A 2,523-nucleotide genomic window follows, 5' to 3' on the forward strand; every position below is an offset into this window, starting at 1 on the left:
GCGTCGTCTCAGGCACGCGCTGCGGAAGCGCATCGCGGTTCTGCAGGGCGGAGAAGCGGCTGGTCATCCGGCTTTCCTCTTCAGCAATCCACGGCCGATGCCAAACAGCGAGCGCGATTTCGCCCGAGTTGGGACCGCTTCCTCCGGCAGGATGATCTTTTTCAGATCGTTGACGACATTGGCGTTGGGATCGATCTCGTGCAGCGGCACGCCGCGATCGACCGCTTCGCGCACCAGCCGGTAGTTGTTGGCGATGCCGCCGACGAAATGCTCGCCAAGAATTTCCTGAACGTCCGCCTGCTTGATGCCGTTGTCGAACATCTTCTGTTCGAAACGGTTGACGATGACGTTCGGCTTCACTTCCTTGCCGGCAGTCTCGTAGACCGCCTGGATCAGCCGCTGGGTGTGGCGCAGGCACGGCACCGTCATTTCCGCGACGATGTAGAGCTTGTTGGAACCGAGCAGCACGGTTTCCGTCCATGGAAACCAGGTGCGTGGCATGTCGATGACGACATTGTCGAAATACGCCGAAACGAGGTCCAGCATGCGCACCACGACATCGGTCTTGAACGAGCGCATCTCTGCTGGATGCGCCGGTGCCGCCAGCACGCACAGCCCGCTGGCATGCTTGGACAGCATCACGTCGAGCAGTTGCCGGTCGAGACGCTCGGGCTGGTTCTCGATCTCGGTGATGTCGAAACGCGGTTCGAGGTCGAGATATTCGGCACAGGCGCCCTGCTGGAAATTGAGATCGACGACGCAGGTCGACGCGCCGCGCGTCACCGAGTGATGCAGCTGGAAAGCGGTCTGCAGCGCCAGCGTGGTGGTGCCGACGCCACCCGCGGCAGGCATGAAGGTGTAGATCTGCGATTCGGTGTTTTCCTCGCGCCCAGGTCCCTGCAGCGCCCGCACGACGGAGCGCACCAGATCGGCCGTGGTGATCGGCTTGACCAGGAAATCCGCGACCTTGAGCTGCACCAGAATGCGCACCGCGGCGGCGTTGAACTCCTGGGTGACGACGACGACCGGAACCTTGTCCTCCAGCCGGCGCATAATGCGCTGCAGCGACTCGACCTCCTCCAGCCTTGCCGCATCCATGTCGACGATGATGGCGCCGAAGTCGGCTTCCTGGATCTCGCCGCGCAACTCGGTGACGTTCTTCTCCACCGTCGAGAGCTGTATGATCTCGGAGGCGGAAAATGCGGTGCGCGTGTCCTGCGCAAATGTCCTGTCGGTCGATACGAGCAGGATCTTCCTGGTCTTGATGCCGTTTGCCATTCTGTCAGCCTGTCAGGTCGATCGACCGTTGGATCAGTTGCCCGTTGGATCAGTTGCCCGTGGGATCAATTGGTCGTGCTGGACTGCGACGCCTTGGCACCGGCCGCCTGATCGGGTGTGACAGCCGCGGCACTGCCTCGTTGGGCCGGCACCAGGAGCCTGGTGTTCTGGACCCCGTATTTCCAGGGATCGACCATCTGCATGACGGTGTTGGCGGCCTGCGCATTTCCGGCGCCGGCCGTCGGCCCTTCGCTGCGCACATAGTCGTCGCTGGTGCAGCCGGCGGCAAAGCCGGTCAGCAGCAAGGCGACGCTCGATCCAAAGACCAGACGCATGGCTTCAATCCTTCGGCAGGTCGAGGAAATGCCCAGCCGAAGCGGCCGCTGCAGGTTGAGTGACGCGGCCGTCTGCCAGCGCCACGGTGCGACCGGCATCGGAATCCTTCACTTCCTCGGTGTTGTTGAGAAAATAGTCGGCGTTGCTGGCCGGCTGCGTGCCATCTGTCGGCTCGACGAGCTTCTTCGACGGATCGACCGGCTTGACCAGATAGGGCGTCACGATGATGACGAGGTCGGTCTCGCGCCGCTGATAGGATTTCGAGGAAAACAGCGCCCCAAGCACCGGCATCTTGCCGAGGCCGGGAATGCGCGACGTGGTGATGTCGTTTTGCGACTGCAGCAGTCCAGCGATCATGAAGCTCTGGCCGTTCTTCAGGTCTACCGACGTCCTGGCACGGCGCACGATGAAGCCGGGAACCGAGATGGTGCCGATATTGTAGGAGGCCGATGCGTCGATCGAGGAGACTTCCGGCGCGATGTCCAGACTGACGAGCCCATCCTTGAGGACGGTCGGCGTGAAATCCAGGCTGACGCCGTATTTCTTGTAGCTGACCGAGATCTTGCCGTCGTCTTCGGAGACCGGGATCGGGAATTCGCCGCCGGCGAGGAAGCTCGCCGTCTGGCCGGACCGGGCGATCAGGTTCGGCTCGGCCAGCCGCCGCGCCAGGCCGCGCTCTTCCAGTGCCTTGATGGCGATATCGATCGACACGCCGTTCGACAAAAGCCTGCCGATGATCTCGCCGGTGCCGGCGGCCGGCACTGTACCCGGATCGATCGAGACGTCGCGGCCACCGAGGCCGTAGGCAAAATTGGCGGCGTATTTGGCGCCCAGATCCTGACCCGCCTGGCGGTTGATCTCGACAAAACGGACATTGAGCTGGACCTGCTGCGACGATGAGATGTTGAC

3 protein-coding genes are annotated in these 2,523 nt (G+C 62.6%); all 3 read right to left on the reverse strand.

What is annotated here, in order from left to right; translation table 11 throughout:
• Positions 1-63: 63 nt before the first annotated feature.
• Positions 64-1,278 (reverse strand): CpaE family protein, encoded by a 1,215-nt coding sequence (locus EOD15_RS32620; RefSeq protein WP_127379844.1) that lies wholly within the window; start codon positions 1,276-1,278, stop codon positions 64-66.
• Positions 1,279-1,343: 65 nt separating this feature from the next.
• A complete protein-coding gene (locus EOD15_RS32625; RefSeq protein ID WP_127269273.1) occupies positions 1,344-1,613 on the reverse strand; it encodes a hypothetical protein in 270 nt (89 codons plus the stop codon).
• 4 nt (positions 1,614-1,617) lie between these two features.
• Positions 1,618-2,523: type II and III secretion system protein family protein (locus tag EOD15_RS32630; RefSeq protein WP_148129764.1), on the reverse strand; the 906-nt coding region annotated here is incomplete at its 5' end.

The sequence above is a fragment of the Mesorhizobium sp. M7A.T.Ca.US.000.02.2.1 genome (assembly GCF_003996995.1).
Taxonomy (GTDB): domain Bacteria; phylum Pseudomonadota; class Alphaproteobacteria; order Rhizobiales; family Rhizobiaceae; genus Mesorhizobium.

Excerpts from the sequence above, each read along its gene's own strand:
- EOD15_RS32620 (WP_127379844.1), bottom strand. The coding sequence starts at position 1,278 with ATGGCAAACGGCATCAAGACCAGGAAGATCCTGCTCGTATCGACCGAC.
- EOD15_RS32625 (WP_127269273.1), bottom strand. The coding sequence starts at position 1,613 with ATGCGTCTGGTCTTTGGATCGAGCGTCGCCTTGCTGCTGACCGGCTTT.